Origin of the sequence: Bacillus sp. 37MA, assembly GCF_000372765.1 — a bacterium.
GTDB lineage: Bacteria > Bacillota > Bacilli > Bacillales > Domibacillaceae > Domibacillus > Domibacillus aminovorans.
Genome location: NZ_KB889752.1, coordinates 3,608,030 through 3,630,311, shown reverse-complemented (window position 1 = coordinate 3,630,311; position 22,282 = coordinate 3,608,030). Strand labels below are relative to the sequence as shown.

Here is a 22,282-nt window from a genome sequence, read left to right as displayed (position 1 = left end):
ACATGAATTCGTTTTTCAAACAATTTGCAGGACATGATCTTTCATTTATCTTAAAACGGTTTGCGGAACTTTTTCCTTTTGAAAACCTAGATGTTTTAAATAGATATGAACAGGAAATCACACCAGAATTCCTGAAAGAGAAACTAATCGATAATCAGCGTGGGGGTCTATGTTATGAACTGAATGCTCTGTTATTTTTAACGTTGAAAGAGCTTGGTTTTGACGTACAACTCACGACTGGCACAGTGAAAAATGAAGGGGTTTGGGCAATTGATCATACGCATGCGACCGTGTTGCTGAAACAAGATGGACACCTTCATCTTGTTGAGAGTGGCTTCGGTAACCGGCTGCCGCTCTCCCCACTTTTATTGGACGGTGAATCTGTATCATCTCCAGCCGGGACATTCAGATTCCAGATGGTTACAACAGAAAAAGGCACATTAGCAATGGAACAGCTCGTAAACGATGAATGGATCGTACGCTATGGGTTTTCTCCTGAGCCTGTGAACTGGAGCGAATTAACGAAAATGAAGGAGACGATTCACCACGATGAGCGATCGACTTTTACACAAGCTCCGGTGATCGCTGGCATTACAGGCGGCGGAACGTTTTCAATCGCAAGGGACCGGCTTCGTTTGAAATGGCCAGATGGATCAGAAAAAATAGTTGAATTTGAACATGACAATGATTTTTTAAAAGAAGTCACCCGTTACTGCTCACCATCTATTGTGAAAGAAGCTGAATTATATTTAAATGCTGAATTTCGTGACGAAAAAAGAAACGAAAGTAAAGAAGGCGATCACAAATGAATATGTGGCATGAGCGCTTTAAAGTAAATGAATATGTATATGGAAAAGAACCAAATGAATTTATCCGAACTGCCGCTCCATTCATTAAAAAAGGTGGTCAAGTTCTTTCAATTGCTGAAGGTGAAGGTCGAAACGCCGTTTTCCTAGCCGGTGAGAAATTCATAGTTAACACATGGGATTATGCACAGTCCGGCATCGATAAAACGGAGAAACTTGCAATAGAAAAAGGTGTCGTTGTAAACATGGAACTGCGTGATCTCGCCGACGTTGAATGGCCAGAAAACAAATGGGATGCCATCATTCACGTGTTCGGACACTTTCCTGAGCCGATTTTTAACCGAACAATGAAAGGCATTAAAAAAGCAATTAAACCGGGTGGCCTGTACATTGCTGAATTATTTACAACGGACCAGCTTCGTTTCAAATCCGGCGGACCCCGGGCCATCGACATGTTATGCACACCTACTCAAATAATGAAAGAATTTGACGGCTGGTATAGTAAACACTTTTTTACTGGCGAAGCAGAACGAAACGAAGGCCGGCTGCATCAGGGCACAAGCCATGTCATTCAGTGTGTATTGCAAAAGCCACAATAATGGTATTTAACTTTGTTTCCATAGGAGATGTTGTTGACATGAATTTGCCGCATGAACCGGATCATACCGTTACATTTAATATAAAAAAAATACACATTCAGGCACTTATCATTACAGTTGCATCGATTGTCCTTGGTGCTGTTTTGATGGCTTTCTTTCATATAAAAAGCGGATTTGAAATTTCATTCTGGAATTTCTTTTTATTGGCCATTTTATATACCGCACTGATTATTTTACATGAAGTGTTTCATTTGATCGGCTTTATGATCTGGGGGAAATGCAAAAGAAGCGACCTCGTATATGGTATTAACCGCGAACTCGGTATTGCGTACGCCGGTACGAAAAAAGTGATTGTGAACAAGGCAATGAAAAAAGCATTGCTGCTGCCGTTCTGGATGACGGGCATGCTGCCATTTGTCATCGGTATATGGCTAAACAACTCTGTCCTGATGATTGTCGCCGCCTTTTTAATTGGCGGCGCGGCCGGTGACTTTTCAATGTACAATCAGCTGCGAAAAATCAAAAAAGATGCGTTTATTCTGGATGATGTAAATGAACCGAAGCTATATGTGTATAACAAAAACCCATCTGTATTCAACTGACAGATGAGCTCTTGTTATACATTCTTTTTCTCACATTTCCCTATATATGTTGCTTATTTCTATAGTCTCTCCTATTTTGTTACAAGGCTTCTGACGCTTGTTCACTTTTTGGAAAGATCAGCTCAGGTAACCGAAGAGTAATAGGCGTTCCTTTTCCCTCCATGATTAATCCGAATTAAAGCCTCGATCCGTTACATAATTGTCAATTGACCAGACACCTATGCCTTTGTTTTTAGCAATTTTCTGTTTTGCTTCAAATTCATCCAGGTAGCGTGTATTCGGTGGATACACGTATGCAACCCTTGCCATTCCTTCTTCAAGAAGCGTTTCTTGCACGCTTTTCCCATCTACATACACATAAACGAGTATTCGACTATACTTGTCCAAACGCTGGCCGACATCAAATTCAAGCGTAATTTCCCCTTGCTTAAGCAATTGTGCCGTCCGCTCTTTCGCCTCGTCGCCTAACGGCTGTTTCCCGAGCTTTGGATGCCTCGTCTCAGGCGTATCAACTAACAAAAAGCGGGCACTAAATTCTTCCGCTTTCCCATCATTGTCCGCATCAAATGCAAACACTGCCGTATCGCCATCCACCGGTCTGACAAGTTTGGCTGGGATAGGATCAATCGTGCCTTTTGACTTTAATATATTTGTTGATTCATTAACTGACTCTTCTTCGTCCACTTTATTTGATCCCTCTTGGCTCTGTTCCTTTTCAATCGCTGTCAGCACATCATCGGTCACTTCAAGTAAATCAGTGACATCTTGTTCCGTACAAGCTGATAAAAAAAGAAGACTGCTCATCATGACCGCTATCATATATGTAAATCGCTTCACGTTTCTTTTCCTCTTTTCTTTCGTTTCTCCTTACCTTTTAGCATTAAAACCATCAAAAAAACCGCCTATAAAAAGACGGTTACTCTTTCACAGACTCTTCAATGTATTTTGCAATGATTGGAATCGTCAACTCAAGATTGCTTGTTATGAGAGTGTTTTTCACATATTTCAGCTTGCTGCCATCACTCGCATACGGCTGAATGCCAAGTACATTGTTAATATATATAACGCCTTCGTTCGTAATCATCGGTTTGATAATGTTCCCGTCTGTCTCATCGTAACGACGAATTTTTTCAAGACCATTGACGAGCCCTTTATCAAACAAATCATTCATCGCAATTTCATATACTGCCGGTGCCATGTTCTCGCTCATTCGCTCATGTAATTCATACATCACATCCGGCTTGTTTTCCAAATAGTACTGCACATAATACGCAAGAAGTACTTGCTCTTTTATCGCTAATTCCCCCATAAAAATGCCCCCTTTTCCTGTCTTTTCTATTATACATTATTTTGGCATAAAGACGTTAATTTCCTTCTATCTCTTATATGCCAATCCGATGACATTCAACGCAAATCTACATAATGTATAGTAACTAAAATAAATCGGATAGGATACGGGAATAATGATCAATTCGCTGATATTTTACAGTATGTTGGGCAATGGTTCGTTCTGATTGAAGACATTATTCCCCTTTTTGGTCAAGGGACCGCACTTATTATGACGTGAGTTAGAAATACTGATCTGTTTGTCCCCGCAGATGGAATCACAATTAAACCGTTAGAGAAATTCTAACGGTTTAATTTTTAACTCCATAATGGAGTAATAACTGATTCATAAGGGCTTCTTCAAATAATATAACGAAATATGCCGAATCATTGAGATCATCCTTCTTATGTGTGAACATTTTCCATTCCAGGGAAGTCCTTTCTGATAACGTCGAAAATCGTGAATGTGCCATGGTATCAGCAATTCACAATCAAACATTTCCCATATTTTACATTTAGGTGCTTTTGATCCCGAAACATCAATGATGCAATTAACAGCACGGCGGGCAGCCTCGTTTGCGCCTTCCATAGTGGCTAAATCCGTGTTCGTTCGAACATAATCAGATGCCAGAAAAAAGTTCTTAATTCTTGTATATGCATAAGGTCTTAACTCCCAAGTATATACTTTATTAACCAATAAAGGAGAAATATTGATTTTTTTGGTATCATCAAAAATCATATCCGGGTCTAAAAACCAAGAATGAAAATCGTCGTCTTGAAGAACAGTTTTCTCTGCATTAAAACTTTTTTTAAGCTGTGTCCAAACTTCGTTTTTAATCTCTTCTAGTGTGCATTCTGAAGCTTTTTTTTCATATACGATTCCCGGGATATGCCACTCAGATATACAAACTGAAAGAATTCCTTTGACAGTACCATCTCCATATTCCTTGAGATCAATCGAAGGCCAAAATTGCTTTTGGGATACAATCGTCAAAGCCCAAGGAGTATCTTGACATATTATGTGACCATGAATGATCGGAATATCTCGTTTTAAAAAAAATTGAATACCATTCATCCAGCCTAAGCTTTTACTTAATTTTTTGATTCCTTCCAAAGTTGGATCAGCTTCAATCATTTCACGTGAGATTAATTTTCCCATAGCTTCTACAGGCAATGCGGAAAGAAAATAATCCCCCTTAACAGTTAAAATTCGGCTATGGTGTTTTATTGTCATACTGACAATCGTTTCTTGATCACTTTGAATATTAATACACTCAGCATTAGTAAAATAACGTACTCCCTTTTTTCTTAAATAGTTCAGCCACGGATCAATCCAAACTTCATTTGTCGGTCCGTTCAAAAGCCTGTCATTCTCGGATCCCGGTAAAATACAATCTAAAATAATTTGGGAAAGAACGTTGCCAATCGTTTTCATGCTGGCTTCTCTTGCATTTGCTGCAACTAGAGACCTTGTTATTCCTGTAAACATTTTTTGAAAGTCCTCTGATTGACGGTCACCATCCAGATAGTCCCACCAGCTTATTCTTTCATATTCATCCATTCGTCTTTCTTTGCAGCTGGTCATTACTTGCCATACTCTTTCAACTAAAAATTCAAGTTCATGTTCAGATAGGCCCCAATTTGTCTCAAATAGAGCTTTTATATTTATTTTAAGATCGACCATTGACTTTGGAAATCCTAAAACGAAGGGCACAAGAGGTTCATTAAAACGAGCAATTCCCATTTTTGTAGCTTCAACTAAATTAGCATAAACGGTGTTATTTCCTTCAAACGGAATTCTTTTCATCGTATCGATAATATGGTTATAAAATTTAGGAAAAAAACGGAAACCATGTTCGCCAGGTAGTTCTTTTCTCCCGTTTATTCCAGAGCCCGGAACAGGTACTGACCGAGCTTTTCCACCGGAAATCGATTTAGCTTCGTATACCGTGACATCGTAGCCTCGTTCGATTAATTCATGTGCAGCACTCATCCCAGCAACTCCACCACCCAAGATAATCACTTTTTTTCTCATCTGATCACCTATCTTATGAATAATGAATACCCCGTTATATCTGATCACTCCTTCTTCTTGTTTTTCTCTATGTCAGACACATTCTCGATCACAAAATTGAGGCTGGTTTTCCATGTGTTAAATCTAAAATATGTGTAGTTAATCCGCTCAAAATATGCCTCTCATATCGCCTATCTTTTTTGACTGTGTTTATATCATGCATTCCCATTAGCTAAACGTTGGACAGCTCTAATAATTCCTCCATATCCTGTACAACGACAAAGATTACCTGAAAGTGCCTCTTTAATATCTTCTTCTGTCGGATTAGGTACCGCATCAACAAGTGCCTTTACTGCCATAATCATTCCTGATGTACAATAACCACATTGAAATCCACCCTCGTGTAAAAAGGCTTCTTGAATATTTCTATTGCCATCTGTTCCTACCCCCTCGATGGTTAGGACGGATTTCCCATTTACTTGATACGCCATTACTAAGCAAGCATTGACGAGCTGTCCATCTAATAAAACAGAACATGCCCCACAACGACCAATTCCACACGAAACTTTTGTGCCTGTTAAGTTCACTTTCTCTCGTAAAATATCAACAAGACGAGCAGAAGCTTGAACCGGCAATTCATGCTTTTGTCCATTAACAAGGAAAGAAAGTGTGAACTCCTCTTTCATCTTTGAAACTACATGATCTGCTTTATTCAAGTCCATTCAAGCATCCTCCTTACTTCAACCGCCTCTAAAATTTCTTCAGATGAAACCGGCAAATGTTGGACCCAATGGCCAGTTGCATCGTGAATGGCGTTCACAATGGCTGGAGTGATCGCAATCGTTCCAATTTCTCCAACTCCTCTTGGGCCATGGGAGTCATCTTTATATAAAGCTTCGATCGCTTGAACATTCGTATGAAAGGGAATATCAGCTATACTCGGGATCAGGTAGGTATCAAAATTTTCCGTTACATATCTGCCGCCTTCCATCTTGGCTTCTTCCATTAATGTGTAACCTAAAGACATGACACCTCCACCTTCTATTTGACCACGATACCCATTTGGACTGATAACGGGGCCTGCAGCGATTACATGATCTAGGTCCGTAACCTTTACTTTTCCAGTGAGAAGATCCACTTCAACCTCTACTTTTACACCCCCAAAGGTATATAAATAATGACCACCAATCACCGCATCAGGCGTAGTAGGAAAATGAAAATTCGTATATACAACAAGAGGACTTCCATCCTTCATTTCCTGTGCCAGTTGTTTATAGGTCATACACGGGTGCTTACCGTTCACCCTCCAAAGTCCGTTTTCTCCAAGAATCAATTCATTTTCAGGAATACTTAGAAGTTGTGATACTCTTTTACAAATCTTTTGTGTAAAAGGTTCCTTCATTCTTTGCACAGATTGCCATACCATACTCGTACCTCGAGAAGCTGTAGATGAGCCTGAAACAGGAACGAGTGCCGTATCGCCTATCACGATTTTTAGATCATTTTGAGAACAACCAATTTCCTTAATGACTATATTTTCAATAACAGCTAATAATCCTTGTCCGCATTCCTCAAAACCAAAGGCAATTTCAATTTTTCCTTCATGATTTAAAGCTAGCCGTCCACCAGTGCTATCTAAACGCCCAAAGCCAAGCCCACCTCCGTGCATAGCAAGTGCCATTCCCGTTCCCTTACGCTTCCATTTTGAACAAGGCTCTTGTTTTTGTTTTTCTTTTTGCTTCATACATAAAGTATTTATACTTTCGAGCACTTCTAATGCCCCATTTGAAGGTGCAATTCGTTGTCCTAAAGGTCCTTTGTCTGTGGCCTTCCGTATATTTTTCCTTCTTAGTTCAATTGGATCTATCCCAAGTGCTTCAGCTAGACGATTGATTTGTCCTTCAAGCGCAAAGGTTATTTGATTTCCACCAAATCCCCTAAACTCTCCCGAAACACCATTATTCGTAAAAACAGATAGCCCTTCTATATCGATATTGGGAATGATATATGGTCCTGAAGCATGCTCTACTGCAAAATCTAAAACGGCTGGACCTAGTGTTGCATATGCACCTGTATCTGCGATAATCTGTACTTCATGTGCAACAATCTTCCCCGTCTTACTGGCACCAGTTTTCATGGTAATTCTCATGGGATGTCTTTTTAATCCGGCCCAAACCGATTCTTTTCTAGTATGATGAACCTTTACCGGACGTCCTGTTACTAAAGCGAGTATGGCCCCATACGGTTGAATATTTAATTCATCCTTCCCACCAAAGGATCCACCCATCGGACTGGAAATAATTCGTATCTCATGTTCTGGTTTTGCCAGAATACGAGCGAGCTGAAAGCGATCTTTAAAGCCATGCTGTGTTCCGGCATACACAGTAATACTCCCATCCTCCTTTGGGACAATTACCCCTCCCTCAGTTTCTAGATAGGCATGCATTTGTCTTGGTAACTCGTACGTTTCTTCCACGACAGTAAAACAATCATCAAAGGCTTTACTTACATCTCCATTTTTGAATGTTGCACGGTGAAGAATATTCCCACTTAGATGTAGCTTCGGTGCATCTTTTGCTAATGCTTTTTTGGGGTCATCAATGACTGGAAGCTCTTCATATACGACTTCAATTAACGCTAGCGCCTCATAGGCAATGGCTTCCGATTCTGCTGCAACAGCTGCAATGGCATCTCCTACATATCGCACTTTATCTTCACAAAATACTGGTTGGTCTGGAAAAATAATTCCAAATCGATTCATCCCTGGTACATCTTTATGTGTAATAACTACTGCTACACCAGGCAATTGCTCTGCTCGCTCTGTTTTAATTGAAACAATGTTTGCGTGTGGATATGAGCTTCTTAATATTTTTCCATGTAACATGTTTGGGAACGCCAAATCCGTTAAATACTTTAAGTCACCTGTCACTTTTGCCATTCCATCTGGCCGGACACGCCCTTCCCGTTCCGAAACATTAAACTTCATAGCACAGGCTCCCTTCATTTAAGCGATGGAAATACTAGTTCTTGAAGCTCTGAAATAATGATATGTGCTGCTACTTTTTTTCGATAATCAGCAGACAAAAAAGCATCTGTGGTTGGTAAGAATTCTTTTAATATTGATGAATATACTTCCTTCCAAGTTACTGTTGATAACTTCTCCCCTTTGAATAAACGTTCCGTAGCTTCAAGCCGGTGCGGCAGATTATCTCCACCTCCAACTGCAAGCCTAACATGGTCCAATTCCCCTAACTCATTCAAGGACATAGAGCCAGCAACCGTAACAATCGCAGCTGTAAATGCCTCTCTACGTCCGATTTTTTTATAAAAATAATGCATATTTCTCTCCTGTTCATTGATGGGAAGATGAACCTGTGTTAGCAAATCATCCTGTTGATCTTCTTTATCTTTTAACCAACTCCATACACTTTTCTTTAGACTAGAAACCTTATTACAAAGACTGACTTCTGCATCCATCACGAGAAGAGCAGGAATAACATCTCCACTACGACCAGCTATATTCCCACCAATCGTTGCCTGGTTACGTACGGCCGGTGCGGCTATATGTTTTACGGCTTCAGACAATAGCTTCCTTTCCATCGTCACTAAAGAATGGTTTTGACAAGTAGCTAAAGTAGAGAGTGCTCCTATCGATAGCACTTTGCAATCATGATCACGTTCTACTTCAATCCCTTGCATCTTTTGAATAAGTTGCAAGCTAATAAGATGTTTCGGTACTTTATTTCCATTTTCACACTGTAGTTGCAGAAGGGTCCCTCCAGATATAAAGCAAGCGTCAGCTCCAAACTCCTTTTTCTTTGCCAATGCTTCTTGGATCGTTGTAGGTGTCCAGATCACACTCGATGCTAATGATGAGTTCTCCTTTTCAGTGGTCACTTATAAGGGATCCCCTCCTTTACTTGCTCATACTCTTCTCGTGTATCAATGTCGATGAAAGCCCTTTCATCTTCATATTCAATGGTGTCACCATTACCTATAAAAGATTTTCGAATTAGCTTTCTAGCTCCCATGTCCCCTTCTAACTTCTCTAAGGCCGGGAACATGTTGCGAGAGAATAAAATCGGTGGCCTTACAATTCCTTCAAAGCTAGCCGCGACAAAATCTCTTTCTCTTCCTTCATTTAAAATAGTTCGATACCGTGCTATAAGATTATTCATGATTCTGACTGTAACAAATGGTTGGTCTGCCAAAAAGACTAACGCCGCCTCCGCTTTCATCGCATTCACTTCTTGCAATCCACGGCGAAGTGAGTAAGCCTGCCCCTCTTTTGCTTCAGCACACGTAACATGCGTCCATCGTTTGACAAACAAAGAAGTAAAAAAGATATAATCCAACCAATCTAACGGATCTTCCTCTTTTGTAACGACTACTATATGGTCAAGATTCGTTGTTAAAGCTGTATTCAAAGCCAGGCTACCAAGCGTCGTATTTTTTAACGGAAGCAATAGCTTATTCTCGCCCATTCGACTACTTTTACCTGCTGCTAGGTAGATCCCAACAATTTTTGAGTCTTGCATCTTCATCGCATAGCATCCATCTTGGAATTCTTTTGCAGCCTCTTTACTCTAATTAAGTCAGCCACAATGCTGATGGCAATTTCTTCAGGTCCTTCTGCACCAATATGCAATCCAACAGGAGTTCGAATGTTACCTAGATCTTCCCCATTACTTAATAACCGTAGGGTCCGGGCCCGAGAGCCAAGGACCCCTAAATAGCCTAACTTTTCATTAGCTAATAATTGAAGCAGCTCTTGATCTCGCTTAAAGTTATGCGTCAAAACGATGACATGGTCATCCGGACGGAAGTGAATTTGTTTAATCGCAGCGACAGGAAAGTCGACAATACATTCCGTTGCACTTGGAAAATTGTCTTTGTTACATAATGCAGGGCGCCAATCTGAAACAAGTACAGAAAATCCAGCTTTAGAGGCAAATTGGACGAGCGGGATCGCATCTTGACCTGCTCCAAAAATAATTAAGCGTGATTTTGGTTGATAATGATGAAGATAAACGGGAGCAGAAAGTTCTTCCATGTATATAATTCCGCTCTTTACAATGGGGGGACGTGAATCTAAAAGGCATTTAATCCTAGCAGGAATACTTCCTTGCCACTCACCAAATAGCTGATGGTCTTCTGTTAAAAAAATATAATCCGTGACGCTATAATCATGTGTTAATTTTTTCATAATAACTACAGACTTTCCGGCTTCAAGGTATGTTTCAAGGGTATGAAGGTGTGAGCGTAGACGATGACCAACCGGTTCAAGCAAGACTCGAAGAACACCGTTACATCCCGCCCCCTGTCCCCACGAGAGGTCATCTTCTGCTCTCATGTCAAAAACAATCGTTTGCGACAGTCCATCATTGAACAAATCCTTTACTCTTTCTGCGAGATCATCTTCAATGCAGCCGGCACTTAGTAAGCCCACTCGAGTGCCATCCTCTTTAAATAGCATCGAAGTCCCTTCCTTGCGATAAGCCGATCCTTGAACATCAATAATAGTGGCTAAAATATCTTTCTGGGATGATAAATGAATCACATCTAATATTTGATGGATACTTTCCATTCAATACTCACCGTCCCTAAAGATCCATTTACTATTATGAATATAGAATTTTTTGCTAGTCGTATTATGAAATGTATTTAATGAGGAAAAGGAAAAATCCATTTTTTATTTACATTCAACAATTTGTTCCTAATAAAGTTTTAATTTGATACAATTAATTATATTTACGTGATAATGGAAGTAAAAATAACAAACGCAATGTATAATTATTAATTTTTTTGAGTGACTCGATAGTATCACTTAAAGCAAAATTAGTCTTAAGGCATAGACCATTTTGTTATTTGTTTAAGCGTAACTACTCAACCTGCCATATTTTATGCAAGACAAAGAGAGGTCACTGCTAGTAAGCAGTACCTCTGTGAACTTGGAAGAAAAGGATTCAATTTTCCCTTCCCGAATAAGTTAATCCATCGAGTGGAAAATTAGTTTTCCTTGTTATTGTGTTTCGGGAGTTTTTATTAGTTATCTACAACTTCAAAACCAATTTCACTACCGCCTCAATATGCGTCGTTTGCGGAAACATATCGACCGGCTGCACTTCTCTTGTTTTATATCCACCGTCTTCGAGTACCCGCAAGTCCCGTGCAAGTGTTCCCGGGTTACAGGATACATAAACAACTTTTTTTGGTTTCATCTCCAAAATCGTCTGCAGTAACGCATCGTCGCAGCCTTTGCGCGGCGGATCGACGACAATGACGTCCGGCCGGATACCTTGTTTATGCCAGGCCGGGATCACTTCTTCTGCTTTCCCTGCTTTAAACTGCGCATTTGTAATGCCATTTAACGCTGCATTTTTCTTCGCATCTTCAATCGCTTGCGGCACAATTTCGACGCCATATACTTCTTTTGCTTTTTTGGCGAGAAAAAGGGAAATCGTACCGATGCCGCAATAAGCGTCAATGACAATTTCATCACCTGTCAATTCTGCAAATTCAAGCGCTTTTCCGTAGAGTACTTCCGTCTGCACCGGATTTACCTGATAAAATGAACGGGCAGAAATGGCAAATTTCACATCGCCGATTAGATCATAAATCACATCTTCGCCCCACAATGTGCGCGTTTGATTTCCAAAAATGACATTCGTTTTATCAGGATTAACGTTTTGTACAATAGATGTAATACCTGGAATCGCGTCACGGATGCCTTTAATGATCGCATCTTTATTTGGCAGTTCAGCTGTACGCGTGACGAGCACCACCATCATTTCCCCTGTTGTGTAGCCGATCCGCGCCATCACATGCCGAAGCACACCTTTATGCTGCTGTTCATCATACGGCATGACACCGTTCGCTGCACACACATCTTTCACTTTTTGAATGAGTTCATCACTTTGTTCATGCTGAATAAGACATTCAGTCATATCAATAATCTCGTGGCTGCGTTTTTTGTAAAAACCGGCGACAATGCGGCCGCCGTTCATGCCGACTGGAACCTGTGCTTTGTTCCGGTAGCGCCATGGCCCTTCCATGCCAAGCACTGGATGAACTGGCACGTCCGGCAGTTTTGCAATCCGGTCCATCACATTTCTCACCTGGTTATATTTCATCTTAAGCTGCCCTTCATACGTCATATGCTGAAGCTGGCAGCCGCCGCACTCATCATATACAGAACATGGAGGCTTCACGCGTTCAGGCACTGTTTTATCAAGGCGGAGCAATTTCGCAAATCCGTATCCTTTATTCAGTTTCGTCACTTCAATTTCACCGGTTTCGTCCGGCAACGCACCTTCAACGAACAGCGGGTAGCCATCTATTTTCGCCACTGCTTTTCCTTCATGCGTTAAATCGGTAAACGTGACGTACAACACGTCTTTTATTTTTACCGGGGCTTGAATCTTTGCCACAATTACTCCCCCTCATTTATTAAGCTTGTCTGCCGGTTCACATTAAGACCAGGCAGAGAATCGTTTACTTGAAAAACGATATCCTTCATCTTACATTGATGCGCCGCTTCTTTCAACAGCAGCTCCAGTTTTTCATACTTATCGCTCTGCATGGATATGATACTTATTTAAAACCATTTTAAAATCAGCTCTGCACCTATATTCGCCGCACTTACTGCAAATTGCGCCAGCCCGAATCCTGCTGAAAAGCCAGTAATAACACGGAGCAAATTATTGCTTGTGCGAAACTGCCGTTTTTGTGTGAATCCATCCAGCAGCATCGGAATGTTCAATGCGATCGCCATTAAAAATGACGGGATAAAAGACAGAATTGGTGGGAAGAAGGCCATCGGAACAGCTAAAAATAAGCCGATTAATAAAAACATACATCTATAACAGATTGGAAACTGCCTGCCGCACACAATAAGTGACCGTTCTGGGCGGCGGTGGCACGGCATGAACTGCAGCGTAAAAAACTCCTTCATGACGGACAGTCCGGACCGCAGTCACAGTCCCCATCGTTGTCGCAGTCGAATGTTTTCTTGCTTATAGTCGGCGTTGGGCAGTCGCAATATGAGTAATCATCATCTTTTCCTTTTTTGCGTCGTTTCTTGTACCAGTAAATCGTATAAATAAATAAAATGAGGCCAAAACTGAACCAACTGATCAAAATGAGTCGCTCGTTTCCAACTGGGTTTGACGTCAATCCAATAACACTCCCTATGATGCAAGTGAGAGCGACAAAAAAACTGATAAAAATCAATCTCGCAGCACCGCCTTTCAACGTAATCTTATCATAAATCAATACGATAAAAGAAAGATGCTTTTCAATATCTTTACTCATAATAAGTGATGTTTAAAAAAAGCCGGTAAAGGAATAGTAATATGAGACGCGAAACAAATAGGAGATGAACATGATGAATCAAAACGAACTGAAAAAGCAGGTTTTAACACTTTTACAGGAAAGTCGGATCGGAACGATGGCGACCATTCATGATAACAAGCCACGCTCGCGTTATATGACCTTTTTCAATGATGATTTGACTCTTTATACGGTGACAAGCAAAGATATGCACAAAACGGAAGATATCAAACAAAATCCGTATACACATATTTTGCTTGGTTATGAAGGTGAAGGAATAGGCGACACATATGTGGAAGTGGAAGGAAAAGTTGTCGAGTCTGACGATGAAAACTTGAAGGAAAAAGTATGGAATGAACATCTCGAGCCTTGGTTTGATGGCCCAGAAGATCCAAATTTGCTTATTTTGCAAATTAAGCCGGATCAAATTCAATTAATGAACAAAAAAGGCCAGTCCCCGCAAATACTGGATCTTTAATCATACGAAAAAGGCATCGCTATTTGATGGCGATGCCTTTTTTATAAGCACTTATTTGCTTTTCTGACCGCTTCGCTTATCCGTGATGTTCCACTACATCTTCATATGTACCCATTGCCTCAATTCGGCCGGCACGTAATCGAATGACTTGATCAGCGCGACGAACGGTATTCAATCGATGCGCAATTACAAAACTTGTGCGTCCTTCCATTAACCTTCCAAGCGCTTCTTGAATATGCAGCTCGGTAATTGTGTCGATGCTGCTCGTCGCTTCGTCCAAAATCAAAATAACTGGATCGGCTAACATCGCCCGAGCAATCGCGATCAGCTGCCTCTGTCCCTGACTAATACCCGAACCTTCTTGACTCAATTTTGCTGCGTAGCCATCTGGCATTTTCATAATAAATGAATGGGCATTGGCGAGCCGTGCAGCTTCGACAACTTCTTCATCTGTCGCATTAAGGCGGCCATAGCGGATATTTTCCATGACCGTTTCTTCAAACAACACCGTGTCCTGCAAAACAAATCCCATCTGTCCACGCAAACTCGCACCAGAAATGTTCCGGCTATCGACACCGTCAAATACAATCGCACCGCTATCCGGTTCATAAAATCTTGCCAGCAAGTTCATAATCGTTGTTTTACCTGATCCGGTCGGCCCAATAAGCGCGATTGTTTCTCCCTTTGAAGCACTGAATGTGACACCAGAAAGTGTCTCTTTTCCTTTTTCATACGAGAATGACACATCTTTGAATATAACTTCGCCTAAAATGTTATGGCGAGTACCTGTCTTCCCATCGACTGTTTCTTCTGTGTCGATAATATCAAACACGCGCTCCGCTCCCGCAACAGCCGATAACATCGTATTATATTGATTCGCAAGATCATTGAGCGGCCGCGTAAACTGGCGGGCATATTCAGTGAAAATCACAATCGTTCCGACCGATGCCTGGCCATTCAGCGCCAAAATCCCCCCAGCGAGCGCAATGAATGCGAAACTTGTATTGTTTAAGACGTTCATCAATTTTGGAATAAATCCGGAATACGCCTGCGCTAAGTAGCCAGCTTCTCTCAACTGCTCATTTCTCCCCATAAAGTCCGCGATCATTTCATCTTCACGTGAAAACATTTTTACAATATGACGACTTGAAATCGCTTCTTCAATAAAGCCATTCAAATCACCGAGATGCCGCTGCTGTTCTTTAAATTTCGGGCCCGTCCGTTTTGTTATCCACTTCATCCCGCCAAACATGAGCGGAATAATCAGCAATGTGACGACAGTCAAAATCGGGCTTAAATACAGCATCACGACAATGGAACCAGCAAGCGTCAAAATGCCCGATGCAATTTGAATGATCGAACTGTTAAGCGTGCTGCTTATATTTTCGATATCATTCGTCACGCGGCTCATTAATTCACCGTGACGGCGTTTGTCAAAAAAGGCGATCGGTAACTTGTGAAAATGCTGAAATAAATCATCACGCAGTTCATACACCGTTTTTTGCGCAATATCGGCCATCCAGTAGTTTTGCAAAAATAGGACCCCCGAATAGCTCACATAGACGAGCGCAAGTCCCCCAAGAAGCCATAAGAGACCATCTTCATCTCCTGACGCTATATAATTATCAATGGCAACGCCGATTAAAAATGGACCTGCTAGTGCTAAAACAGAACTGAGCGCCACCGTAACAATCGTTAAGATGAGCTTTCCTTTTCTCTTTAATAAATAACCAGTGATACGTCTCAATGTGCCGGACATATTTTGAATTTTTGGCTTCGGTTGTGGATTAGCCCCGTGTCTGTTCATGTATGTTTTCCTTTCTGCCTTGCGACTCCATGAGGCGTTTATACAATCCATTTTGACTAGATAGCTCTTTGTGCGTGCCCGACATAGCCACTTGTCCATCTTCAATCATAAAAATACGGTCCGCCTGCTCTGCCGTTGATATTTTTTGTGTAACAATTATAATCGTACATTTTTCTTCCGTAATCGCATCAATTAACGCTACTTCCGTTTTCACATCAAGAGCACTTGTACTATCATCTAACAGTAAAATATCCGGCTTTCGAATGAGTGCACGGGCAATCGATAAACGCTGCTTTTGCCCGCCAGATAACGTAACACCTTTTTGACCGATCATCGTATGATAGCCATCTGGCAATGCCGCTACTGTTTCATGGATTTGCGCTTTACGTGCTGCCTCAACGATTTCTTTTTCCGTTGCGTTTTTTTTCCCCCAACGAATGTTATCAAAAATTGAACCGGTAAACAGATGCGACTCCTGTGGAACAAAACCAATTTCCCGGCGAAGCGAATCCATTTTCATTTGGCTAATATCACATCCGCCGATCGAGATGATCCCTGAATCCGGTTCATATAAACGTGGAATAAGGGATAGTAACGCCGATTTCCCCGATCCTGTTCCACCTAAAATCGCCGCCATTTCTCCCCGCTTCACCGTCATCGATAAGTCTTTTAAAACGGGTGCAGTTCCACCTGGATAGGTAAAGAACACATTCTTCAGTGTAAGATCGCCATCTTTCGGATACGTTTCCGTCACCCAATTCAGCTTTTCCTGTTCGACGTTCAGCACTTCATCAATCCGACCTGCTGAGGCTTTCCCGCGTGCAAATGCAATCGTAATAAATGTGAAGATCGACAGTGAAATGATAATTCGGGCCGCATAGTTAATGATGGCAACAATTTCACCAGTTGTCACTGTCCCATTTTGCATTTCGACAAAGCCCAACCATAAAATGAGGAGGAGAGCACCGTTCATGACGAGCAGCAAAAGCGGCACGATGCTTTCAAACGTACGGATCACGCGAATCGTTTCATCCATGAGTGCCTTACTCGATTTCTGAAAGCGCGACTTTTCATGATCGCTCCGGACGAATGCTTTAATTAAACGAATACCAGTTAAGTTTTCACGCATGACACTGTTCACTTTATCTAATCTTTTTTGAACGCGTTCGAACATGCTGGCACCGCGTCTCATCATAAACATCATGAAAACGAGCATCACTGGTACTGCAATCACCAACACAAGTGACAATCCAAAATGAACGTATAGCGCCATGGTTGTGCCAAAAACAATCATGAGCGGTGCACGTAGCATAATACGTAAGCTCATAAAGACAGCATTTTGCAGCTGTGTTACATCATTGGTCATTCGAGTAATGAGCGTGGACGTGTCAAAATGACCGTATTGAGCAAATGAAAAAGATTGCACTTTTTCAAAAAGTTTTTTCCGGATATCAAATCCGTAGTTTTGACCGATGCGGGCAGCAATAAATGAATTCGTTATACCTGCTGCAAACGAGAAGAGGGACAGCCCGATCATGATCACACCCCACCGGATTACCATATCAAGATTGCCGGCAATGATCCCGTCATCAATCATTTTCGCTATTAAAATCGGCATCACTAGCTCGACTGCCAGCTCTAAAAGCATGAGCCCCCACGCTGCCGCCATCGACAGTCGATACGGTTTTAATAATGATAAAACACGACTCATACGTACGCCTTCTTCCAACTTTATTTTTCATAAGTGTAGCAAACCAGCACCCTTTTTTAAATTTTTAGCGCCTTTCAAGATAAACAAAAAATCTCAAAAACCAGTATGCACTGGTTTTTGAGATTTTTTACTGTTCATTTAATTCGGGAACCGATGTTTTTTCCTTCTTTGTTTTCGCCGCTGTCATATAAACGAGTATGCCGATAAGTACATACACAGCGAGTGATGCATACATCGCTTTAAACCCCATACCAGCTACAGCGGCGCCAATCACGACTGCCCCCACGCCAATGCCGAAATCATAAAAAGAGAGAAAAGTGGCGGTCGCCGTTGCTTTTCGTTCAGGCCGTGCCCTAGCAATCGCAATCGTTTGAAAGCTCGGAAACAAGGTTCCCCAGCCGATGCCAATCATACCGGCTGCTACGAAATAAAGAACAGCTCCATTCGCCAGACTAAGCACGATGAGACCGGCCGCAAATAAGACAATCGATGGGATAACGATGATATTCTCACCATACTGGTCAAACCAGCGTCCTGTGAATGGACGAGAAAGCACAAGCAGCACCGCGTACACGATAAAGAAATAACTAGCAATTCCGCCGATATTCAGCTCCCCTGCATATACTGGTACGAACGATAATATGGACGCATATCCCACTGAGAAAAAAGCGCCTGTCAAAGCAATCGGCAGTGCCGACTTTTCAAATAAATGTTCCGGATGCAATTTTAAACGAAACATGGAACCGAAACGGGCAGAACCTGAATGATCTGCCGCCAAACTTAACCCGATGATTAGTGCTATAACAGAAATAACGATGCAGGCGATATAGGCGGCGGTCATGCCCCAACCGTTAAATAGCGTCAAACCAGCAAACGGCCCGATCGCCATCGCCAGATTGTTCGATAAGACAAAATAGCCCATTCCTTCTCCGCGCCTTGAATGGGGTATAATATTCGCGACGATCGCACCTGCCGCTGTTGTCGCCATCCCGAAACTAATTCCCTGAAAAAAACGCAGGGCAAGCAGCACATTAAAGTTTGTCGCAACTAAATACAAAATCATCGTAACAAGATAAAGAAACAGCGACGTGACGAACACTTTTTTTCGTCCGAACATTCCAATCCATTGACCGGCAAAAGGACGGATCAAAATCGCCGCTATTAAAAAAACTGTTGTGACAAGGCCGGCCTGTGCTTCTGTTCCGCCTTGCCCTTGCAAAATGTAGACAGGGAGCGTCACGAGTAAAAAGTAAAACGTCATAAACAAGAAAAAATTCCCTGTCGATACACTTATAAAATCTTTTGTCCATAATTTTGCTTTATTCATGTAGCGTCCCCTTCTGTGAATTCTCTTTCACATTCATTAAATAAGATGACAATAATTGCTGCATATACTCTCGCTGTTCATCGGATACTCCCATAAGCAGACGATCATTCATTTGAAGAACGGCCGCTTCCCACTCCGGATATGCAGCTTTTGACTGTTCCGTCATCTCAATAATTTTGGCGCGGCGGTCTTCTCCCGTCACCTGCTTCACATATCCTTGTTTCATTAAACGCTGGATCGTTCTTGTCATTGGCGGAGCCTCTACGGCAAGATAATCACACAGCTCTTTTTGAGTCATTTTTCCTTTTTCCTTTAATACAAACAGTACGGACCACTGCGCCGTATAAAGACCGAACGGCTGTAGTGTATGATTCGCCTGCTTCGCCAATTCACGCGATAACTGGTGAATCGTATGAAATAATTGATGTGTATTCATAATTCCCCCCTAAATTAATTACCCAGGTAATTAAATTTATCATACCATACATTTCAGGAAACAAAAGTTTTTTAATAAATAAAAAAACTGTTTCAAAAATCAGAGAGACTGATTTTCGAAACAGTTAATGATTAATAAATCCGATCCTGTGGCCGCAATTTTTCTACAGGTGCGAATACATCGAGATGGCGATATAAATTTTCAAACTCCGCTGGAATTTCTCCACCAAGTTCACCGTCCAAATTCACAAGCATCTTATCACTTGAATGAACGGTAATATGCTTTGCTTTCGTGTAAATGACGTGAGGATCATTTAAATGTTCCCCCCGCAGCGCAAGGCTGACTATACGAATAAACTCGGCCAGATTCGTTTTTTTCAAAATGAGCAATGTGAACAGCCCATCATTGACAGACGAATCTGGTGCCAACTTTTCAAAGCCGCCGACTGAGTTTGTTAAACCGATTAAAAAAAGAAGAGATTCCCCTTCAAACACTTGTCCGTCATATTCGATCGTCACATCGGTCGGTTTAATAGATGGGAGCATTTCAATCCCTTTTAAATAATACGCCAGCTGCCCAAGCATTGTTTTTAACTTGCTTGGTACTTCATATGTCAGTTCCGTCAAGCGGCCGCCGCCGGCAATATTAATAAAAAACCGATCATTCATCCGGCCGATATCAACAGGAATGGTTTCAGCCGCTGTAATAACATCCACTGCGCCTTGAATATCACGCGGAATATGCAATGCACGTGCGAAATCATTTGTCGTTCCCATCGGAAGAACACCGAATTTTGGACGATAGTCGTGTCCAGCAAGCCCGTTCACAACTTCATTTAGTGTACCGTCACCGCCGGCCGCAATGACCGTATCAAAACCTCGTTCAGCCGCGAGACGCGCCGCTTTTGTCGCATCGCCTTCACCCGTTGTCGCATGAGCAGATGTTTCATAACCTGCACGCTCTAACTTTTCAAGTGTTTCCGGCAAATGCTTGCGGAACACCTCACGGCCAGAAGTTGGATTGTAAATAATTCGTGCTTTTTTTGTCATCTTTATCCCAGTCTTTCTTCTATTAATATAATCGTTCCGCAATCGTCGTCTTCAAACTACTATACACTTCCTGCCAAAGCGTCTCATCTATCCGGTACGCTTCTGTCAGCTTGCTTATCATTTCACTGCTTTTTTCGTCAAAGTCGGCGTGTTCGCGCGGCGGCAAAGACGATCGATAATTCGTTACCATCTCCTGCACAGCTGGCGCACGTGGACCCCATACAGCCTGCTCTTCACCTTCTTCATTGATGAAAATGATGATAGGAATAGAACGAGACGTACCGTTCGTTAAATATTGATCGATCAATTCCAAATTCTCATCACGATGAAGCAGCCGAACATCCATATCAGCAGCTTTTGCGAGTGTCAGCAAAATCGGCACATTCATCATCGCATCGCCACACCAATCTTCGGTAATGACAATGGCACGCCAATTTGCTTCTCTCAGTTTATTCATAAGTGAGGCTTCATCACCGGACAGATGAAATTTTTTCAATACGTAAAGCAAATTTTCCTGATTCTTCGACATTTGTTCTATATATTGTTCGGGTGTTAACCCTTTCTCAAACCAGTTATTTAAATCCATTTTTCCCCTCCGTTGCTGATTTTCTAGCCATTCTCTGACTCCATTATGCACAAAAACCACTCATTTGACAAAATCGGTTGATTTAAAGAGACAGCAATTTTATAATAGAAGAATAGATATTAATATTTATGAATAATTATAAATAAAAATTCAAAGGAGTTTTCATATGAAAGCATCAGTTATCGGCGCTTCCGGCTATGGTGGCATTGAACTTATACGTCTTTTATCCAATCATCCTGATTTTGAATTACATGCAATTTATTCATCGAGCAAAGAAAATGTTTCCGTAACAGAAGATTATCCACACTTAGCAGAAGTTTGCCCGCTTCCACTGACAAAGATTGATCCAGACACCATTAAAGAAACGTCGGATGTTGTCTTTTTAGCGGTTCCATCAGGCGTTGCTTCCGGACTTGCACCTCAACTTGCCGGCGGTCATGCAAAAGTCGTTGATTTATCCGGTGATCTTCGCCTGAAAGAAACAGATGATTATAAAAAGTGGTACAAAAAAGAGCCTGCTGACAAAGCATTTATTGCAGATGCAGTATACGGATTGACAGAATGGAACCGTGAAAATGTGAAAACAGCGAAAGTACTCTCAAACCCAGGATGCTTTCCAACAGCGGCACTGTTAGGACTTGCACCCGTAGTGAAAAATAATTTGATCGATATGAAAAATATTATTATTGATGCAAAGTCAGGTGTATCCGGTGCTGGACGTGGACTATCACCACTCGTTCACTTCGCAGAAATGAACGACAACTTCCGCATTTATAAAGTGAACGAGCACCAGCACATTCCGGAGATCGAACAGCAATTAACGTGGTGGAATAAAGACACAGCACCAATTACATTCTCGACTCATCTACTTCCAGTATCTCGTGGGATTATGGCGACAACGTATGCCCCGCTCACAAGTGTTATGACAACCGAAGAAGTGTACGCACTATACGTTGAAACATACAAAAATGATCCATTCGTGCGCGTTCGTCCTTCAAAGCAATTCCCTGGCATTAAAGAAGTTGCTGGCTCGAACTTCTGTGACATTTCTGTTGACGTCGACACGCGTACCAATCGTTTAGTGATCGTCTCGGTCATCGACAACCTCGTTAAAGGTGCGGCTGGTCAGGCCATTCAAAATGCGAATTTGATGTTTAATTTTGACGAAACATCGGGACTCAAAGGCTTCCCAATGTATCCGTAATGAAAG

At 41.6% G+C, this 22,282-nt stretch carries 23 protein-coding genes; 5 read left to right on the top strand and 18 right to left on the bottom strand.

Going from position 1 to position 22,282, the window contains the following annotated elements; genetic code table 11:
• Positions 1-2 precede the first annotated feature (2 nt).
• The 3 genes from A3M5_RS23355 to A3M5_RS0119980 are packed head-to-tail and all read left to right on the top strand — an operon-like array spanning position 3 to position 2,007.
• Positions 3-809, top strand: coding sequence for an arylamine N-acetyltransferase family protein (locus A3M5_RS23355; RefSeq protein ID WP_018395545.1), 807 nt, complete (start codon positions 3-5; stop codon positions 807-809).
• Positions 806-1,405: a class I SAM-dependent methyltransferase gene (locus tag A3M5_RS0119985; RefSeq protein ID WP_018395544.1), complete on the top strand. Its 600-nt coding sequence runs from the start codon at positions 806-808 to the stop codon at positions 1,403-1,405. The genes A3M5_RS23355 and A3M5_RS0119985 overlap by 4 nt, the downstream gene beginning before the upstream one ends.
• A 38-nt stretch (positions 1,406-1,443) precedes the next feature.
• Complete coding sequence (locus tag A3M5_RS0119980) at positions 1,444-2,007, top strand: DUF3267 domain-containing protein (protein WP_018395543.1); 564 nt, start codon at positions 1,444-1,446, stop codon at positions 2,005-2,007.
• Between the two features lie 165 nt (positions 2,008-2,172).
• On the opposite strand, the gene A3M5_RS23350 is transcribed toward A3M5_RS0119980, so the two are convergent.
• The 12 genes from A3M5_RS23350 to A3M5_RS24120 all read right to left on the bottom strand — a co-directional run bounded on the left by A3M5_RS23350 (position 2,173) and on the right by A3M5_RS24120 (position 13,660).
• Positions 2,173-2,844 carry a thermonuclease family protein gene (locus tag A3M5_RS23350; protein ID WP_018395542.1) on the bottom strand — a complete coding sequence of 224 codons (672 nt, stop codon included), beginning with the start codon at positions 2,842-2,844 and terminating at the stop codon, positions 2,173-2,175.
• A 79-nt stretch (positions 2,845-2,923) separates the two neighbouring features.
• On the bottom strand, positions 2,924-3,316 hold the full coding sequence (locus A3M5_RS0119970; RefSeq protein ID WP_018395541.1) for a hypothetical protein: 393 nt from the start codon (positions 3,314-3,316) through the stop codon (positions 2,924-2,926).
• Between the two features lie 363 nt (positions 3,317-3,679).
• Positions 3,680-5,368, bottom strand: coding sequence for a hydroxysqualene dehydroxylase (locus A3M5_RS23345; protein ID WP_018395540.1), 1,689 nt, complete (start codon positions 5,366-5,368; stop codon positions 3,680-3,682).
• A 194-nt stretch (positions 5,369-5,562) separates the two neighbouring features.
• Positions 5,563-6,069 carry a (2Fe-2S)-binding protein gene (locus A3M5_RS0119960; RefSeq protein WP_018395539.1) on the bottom strand — a complete coding sequence of 169 codons (507 nt, stop codon included), beginning with the start codon at positions 6,067-6,069 and terminating at the stop codon, positions 5,563-5,565.
• Complete coding sequence (pucD, locus tag A3M5_RS0119955; RefSeq protein ID WP_018395538.1) at positions 6,060-8,333, bottom strand: xanthine dehydrogenase subunit D; 2,274 nt, start codon at positions 8,331-8,333, stop codon at positions 6,060-6,062. Before pucD ends, A3M5_RS0119960 begins: the two co-directional genes overlap by 10 nt.
• Before the next feature lie 14 nt (positions 8,334-8,347).
• Positions 8,348-9,244 carry an FAD binding domain-containing protein gene (locus A3M5_RS0119950; RefSeq protein ID WP_018395537.1) on the bottom strand — a complete coding sequence of 299 codons (897 nt, stop codon included), beginning with the start codon at positions 9,242-9,244 and terminating at the stop codon, positions 8,348-8,350.
• Positions 9,241-9,891 carry a nucleotidyltransferase family protein gene (locus A3M5_RS0119945; RefSeq protein WP_018395536.1) on the bottom strand — a complete coding sequence of 217 codons (651 nt, stop codon included), beginning with the start codon at positions 9,889-9,891 and terminating at the stop codon, positions 9,241-9,243. The genes A3M5_RS0119950 and A3M5_RS0119945 overlap by 4 nt, the downstream gene beginning before the upstream one ends.
• Entirely contained in the window at positions 9,888-10,934 is a 1,047-nt protein-coding gene (locus tag A3M5_RS0119940) for an XdhC family protein (RefSeq protein WP_018395535.1), read from the bottom strand. Before A3M5_RS0119940 ends, A3M5_RS0119945 begins: the two co-directional genes overlap by 4 nt.
• Positions 10,935-11,400: 466 nt before the next feature.
• Complete coding sequence (rlmD, locus tag A3M5_RS0119935; protein WP_018395534.1) at positions 11,401-12,777, bottom strand: 23S rRNA (uracil(1939)-C(5))-methyltransferase RlmD; 1,377 nt, start codon at positions 12,775-12,777, stop codon at positions 11,401-11,403.
• Positions 12,778-12,779: 2 nt separating this feature from the next.
• Positions 12,780-12,929, bottom strand: a complete 150-nt coding sequence (locus tag A3M5_RS25590) for a hypothetical protein (protein WP_018395533.1) — start codon at positions 12,927-12,929, stop codon at positions 12,780-12,782.
• Between the two features lie 15 nt (positions 12,930-12,944).
• Positions 12,945-13,301 carry a DUF2085 domain-containing protein gene (locus A3M5_RS24125; RefSeq protein ID WP_026221841.1) on the bottom strand — a complete coding sequence of 119 codons (357 nt, stop codon included), beginning with the start codon at positions 13,299-13,301 and terminating at the stop codon, positions 12,945-12,947.
• A complete protein-coding gene (locus A3M5_RS24120) occupies positions 13,298-13,660 on the bottom strand; it encodes a hypothetical protein (protein WP_026221840.1) in 363 nt (120 codons plus the stop codon). Before A3M5_RS24120 ends, A3M5_RS24125 begins: the two co-directional genes overlap by 4 nt.
• Before the next feature lie 73 nt (positions 13,661-13,733).
• Here A3M5_RS24120 and A3M5_RS0119915 point away from each other — a divergent pair, with 73 nt between their 5' ends.
• A complete protein-coding gene (locus A3M5_RS0119915; RefSeq protein ID WP_018395531.1) occupies positions 13,734-14,156 on the top strand; it encodes a pyridoxamine 5'-phosphate oxidase family protein in 423 nt (140 codons plus the stop codon).
• Positions 14,157-14,232: 76 nt separating this feature from the next.
• Here A3M5_RS0119915 and A3M5_RS0119910 read toward each other — a convergent pair whose 3' ends face one another.
• From A3M5_RS0119910 to A3M5_RS0119885, 6 genes are all read right to left on the bottom strand, one after another.
• Positions 14,233-15,963, bottom strand: coding sequence for an ABC transporter ATP-binding protein (locus tag A3M5_RS0119910; protein WP_018395530.1), 1,731 nt, complete (start codon positions 15,961-15,963; stop codon positions 14,233-14,235).
• Positions 15,944-17,674 carry an ABC transporter ATP-binding protein gene (locus tag A3M5_RS0119905; protein ID WP_018395529.1) on the bottom strand — a complete coding sequence of 577 codons (1,731 nt, stop codon included), beginning with the start codon at positions 17,672-17,674 and terminating at the stop codon, positions 15,944-15,946. Before A3M5_RS0119905 ends, A3M5_RS0119910 begins: the two co-directional genes overlap by 20 nt.
• Positions 17,675-17,801: 127 nt before the next feature.
• Positions 17,802-19,001 (bottom strand): MFS transporter, encoded by a 1,200-nt coding sequence (locus tag A3M5_RS0119900; RefSeq protein ID WP_018395528.1) that lies wholly within the window; start codon positions 18,999-19,001, stop codon positions 17,802-17,804.
• Positions 18,994-19,437: a MarR family winged helix-turn-helix transcriptional regulator gene (locus A3M5_RS0119895; protein WP_018395527.1), complete on the bottom strand. Its 444-nt coding sequence runs from the start codon at positions 19,435-19,437 to the stop codon at positions 18,994-18,996. Before A3M5_RS0119895 ends, A3M5_RS0119900 begins: the two co-directional genes overlap by 8 nt.
• 131 nt (positions 19,438-19,568) lie before the next feature.
• Entirely contained in the window at positions 19,569-20,486 is a 918-nt protein-coding gene (locus tag A3M5_RS0119890) for a diacylglycerol kinase (RefSeq protein WP_018395526.1), read from the bottom strand.
• A 22-nt stretch (positions 20,487-20,508) separates the two neighbouring features.
• Positions 20,509-21,072, bottom strand: a complete 564-nt coding sequence (locus A3M5_RS0119885) for a thioredoxin family protein (RefSeq protein ID WP_018395525.1) — start codon at positions 21,070-21,072, stop codon at positions 20,509-20,511.
• 166 nt (positions 21,073-21,238) lie between these two features.
• On the opposite strand from A3M5_RS0119885, the gene argC reads away from it, so the two are divergent.
• Positions 21,239-22,276, top strand: coding sequence for an N-acetyl-gamma-glutamyl-phosphate reductase (argC, locus tag A3M5_RS0119880; RefSeq protein WP_018395524.1), 1,038 nt, complete (start codon positions 21,239-21,241; stop codon positions 22,274-22,276).
• The last annotated feature ends 6 nt before the right edge of the window (positions 22,277-22,282 follow it).

Bases quoted from the DNA above. Each gene is read 5' to 3' on its own strand.
- A3M5_RS0119970 (WP_018395541.1), bottom strand. From the start codon at position 3,316: ATGGGGGAATTAGCGATAAAAGAGCAAGTACTTCTTGCGTATTATGTG.
- A3M5_RS0119895 (WP_018395527.1), bottom strand. From the start codon at position 19,437: ATGAATACACATCAATTATTTCATACGATTCACCAGTTATCGCGTGAA.
- pucD (WP_018395538.1), bottom strand. From the start codon at position 8,333: ATGAAGTTTAATGTTTCGGAACGGGAAGGGCGTGTCCGGCCAGATGGA.
- A3M5_RS0119985 (WP_018395544.1), top strand. From the start codon at position 806: ATGAATATGTGGCATGAGCGCTTTAAAGTAAATGAATATGTATATGGA.
- A3M5_RS24120 (WP_026221840.1), bottom strand. From the start codon at position 13,660: ATGAGTAAAGATATTGAAAAGCATCTTTCTTTTATCGTATTGATTTAT.
- A3M5_RS0119900 (WP_018395528.1), bottom strand. From the start codon at position 19,001: ATGAATAAAGCAAAATTATGGACAAAAGATTTTATAAGTGTATCGACA.
- A3M5_RS0119905 (WP_018395529.1), bottom strand. From the start codon at position 17,674: ATGAGTCGTGTTTTATCATTATTAAAACCGTATCGACTGTCGATGGCG.
- A3M5_RS23355 (WP_018395545.1), top strand. From the start codon at position 3: ATGAATTCGTTTTTCAAACAATTTGCAGGACATGATCTTTCATTTATC.
- argC (WP_018395524.1), top strand. From the start codon at position 21,239: ATGAAAGCATCAGTTATCGGCGCTTCCGGCTATGGTGGCATTGAACTT.
- A3M5_RS0119980 (WP_018395543.1), top strand. From the start codon at position 1,444: ATGAATTTGCCGCATGAACCGGATCATACCGTTACATTTAATATAAAA.
- A3M5_RS0119945 (WP_018395536.1), bottom strand. From the start codon at position 9,891: ATGAAGATGCAAGACTCAAAAATTGTTGGGATCTACCTAGCAGCAGGT.
- A3M5_RS25590 (WP_018395533.1), bottom strand. From the start codon at position 12,929: ATGCAGAGCGATAAGTATGAAAAACTGGAGCTGCTGTTGAAAGAAGCG.
- A3M5_RS0119910 (WP_018395530.1), bottom strand. From the start codon at position 15,963: ATGAACAGACACGGGGCTAATCCACAACCGAAGCCAAAAATTCAAAAT.
- A3M5_RS0119890 (WP_018395526.1), bottom strand. From the start codon at position 20,486: ATGACAAAAAAAGCACGAATTATTTACAATCCAACTTCTGGCCGTGAG.
- A3M5_RS0119940 (WP_018395535.1), bottom strand. From the start codon at position 10,934: ATGGAAAGTATCCATCAAATATTAGATGTGATTCATTTATCATCCCAG.
- A3M5_RS0119885 (WP_018395525.1), bottom strand. From the start codon at position 21,072: ATGGATTTAAATAACTGGTTTGAGAAAGGGTTAACACCCGAACAATAT.
- A3M5_RS0119960 (WP_018395539.1), bottom strand. From the start codon at position 6,069: ATGGACTTGAATAAAGCAGATCATGTAGTTTCAAAGATGAAAGAGGAG.
- A3M5_RS0119915 (WP_018395531.1), top strand. From the start codon at position 13,734: ATGAATCAAAACGAACTGAAAAAGCAGGTTTTAACACTTTTACAGGAA.
- A3M5_RS23345 (WP_018395540.1), bottom strand. From the start codon at position 5,368: ATGAGAAAAAAAGTGATTATCTTGGGTGGTGGAGTTGCTGGGATGAGT.
- A3M5_RS24125 (WP_026221841.1), bottom strand. From the start codon at position 13,301: ATGAAGGAGTTTTTTACGCTGCAGTTCATGCCGTGCCACCGCCGCCCA.